Genomic DNA, 1,858 nt, shown 5'->3' with positions numbered 1-1,858 from the left:
AGAATATTAATAACTGATAATCAACAGTCTAACCACAAGGCACACAAAGAAGGCACAAAAGACACTATGAAAATGGTGAATAATTAATAAATTCAGAGATTAAAAAGCAATATTTATGAAGTAGCACCTTGTGAACCTTGTAAAAAACCTTGTGTGCTTTGTGAAAAAAAATTGACAATAGAGATTTTAAATAATGACAGAAAACGAACTTTCTAAAATAGTATTTGACTGTGCGTTAAAAATACACAGAGCTTTAGGTCCCGGGCTTTTGGAAAGCGCCTATGAAGAATGTTTGTATTATGAATTAAAAAAGCAAGGATTATTTGTTGAGAAACAAAAGCCCTTGCCATTAATTTATGAAGAGGTTAAGCTAGAAGTTGGGTATAGAGTAGATATTCTGGTTGAAAACAAATTAATAATTGAGGTAAAGTCTGTAGAAGCATTAAATGATGTTCATTTAGCCCAAGTTTTGACTTATTTAAAGCTGAGTAATTGTAAACTTGGCCTTTTGATAAATTTCAATGTGTCTTTAATAAAAAACGGTATTAAAAGAGTAATCAATGGAAATTTATAACCAATATCTTTGTGCACCTTGTGAAAAACCTTGTGCCCTTTGTGGTTAAAAAAAACACCTAACAATGAACAATACGAAACCGGAGGTAGTAATGATTGGCTTAGGCTATATTGGCCTCCCAACAGCAGCATTAATCTCCGGAAAAGGGCTTCAGGTCACCGGGGTTGATGTGAGCAAGGACGTGGTCAACACCATCAATAAAGGTGAAATACATATTGTTGAGCCTGATCTGGACGGTCTGGTGCATCACGTGGTCAAAAAAGGACGCCTAAAAGCATCTACAAAGCCCGTTGAAGCCGATGTCTATCTTATAGCAGTACCCACCCCGTTTAAAGAAAATTACCAACCCGATTTGACTTTCGTTGAAAGTGCAATTACTTCCATAATACCTTTTTTAAAACTTGGAGCAATGGTGATTATCGAATCGACCAGCCCGGTGGGGACCACAGAAAAGATGCAGGAAATTATTCTTCAACACCGTCCTGAGTTAAAAGGGAAGTTTTATATGGCCTATTGTCCGGAACGCGTGCTGCCCGGCAACATTATCTATGAACTGGAGCACAACGACCGTGCGATTGGCGGTATAAATGAGATATCAACACAAAAGGCTATGGCGTTTTACAAGCATTTTGTAAAGGGAGAACTCCATGCTACCAATGCACGCACGGCCGAAATGTGTAAACTGGTAGAAAACGCCTCCCGTGACGGGCAAATTGCCTTTGCTAATGAACTCTCCATAATTTGCGACAAAGCCAGAATTAATGTTTGGGAACTCATCAATCTGGCCAACAAACACCCACGAGTAAACATTTTACAGCCCGGAACCGGAGTGGGAGGTCACTGCATCGCCGTAGACCCTTGGTTTATAGTTTCTGAGTTTCCCGAGGAGAGTAAATTAATGCGATCTGCACGGGAAATCAATAATTACAAGACACAATGGGTGATTGAAAAAATAAAAAATAAAGCCCTGGCATTTGAAATTGAAAACAAACATAAACCAATAGTGGCTTGTATGGGCTTAGCTTTTAAACCCAATATTGATGATTTACGTGAATCGCCAGCAGTTACTGTGGTTGAGACATTGGAAAAGGAAGATCTTGAGCTGTTAAAAGTCGAGCCCAACTTGCAAAATGGACATGCAGAAGGATTAACTGACTTTAACGATGCCATTAAAAAGGCTGACATTATTGTGTATCTGGTAGCTCATAAAGAGTTTTACCAGCTGAAAACCGATAAAGTCATTTTAGACTTTTGTGGCATCATAAAATCTTAAAAATATTCAGA

General features: G+C 38.2%; 2 protein-coding genes. Both read left to right on the top strand.

Annotated elements, in window-relative coordinates; all coding sequences use genetic code 11:
* Nucleotides 1–193: 193 nt before the first annotated feature.
* Complete coding sequence (locus AC6F75_RS10990; protein ID WP_500715065.1) at nt 194–574, top strand: GxxExxY protein; 381 nt, start codon at nt 194–196, stop codon at nt 572–574.
* 64 nt (nt 575–638) lie between these two features.
* On the top strand, nt 639–1,847 hold the full coding sequence (gene wecC / locus AC6F75_RS10985) for a UDP-N-acetyl-D-mannosamine dehydrogenase (protein WP_500715064.1): 1,209 nt from the start codon (nt 639–641) through the stop codon (nt 1,845–1,847).
* Nucleotides 1,848–1,858 lie beyond the last annotated feature (11 nt).

The sequence above is a fragment of the Planktosalinus sp. genome, from assembly GCF_059864935.1.
The sequence above is the reverse complement of the archived record's forward strand: the minus strand, read 5'-3'. Positions and strand labels throughout refer to the sequence as shown.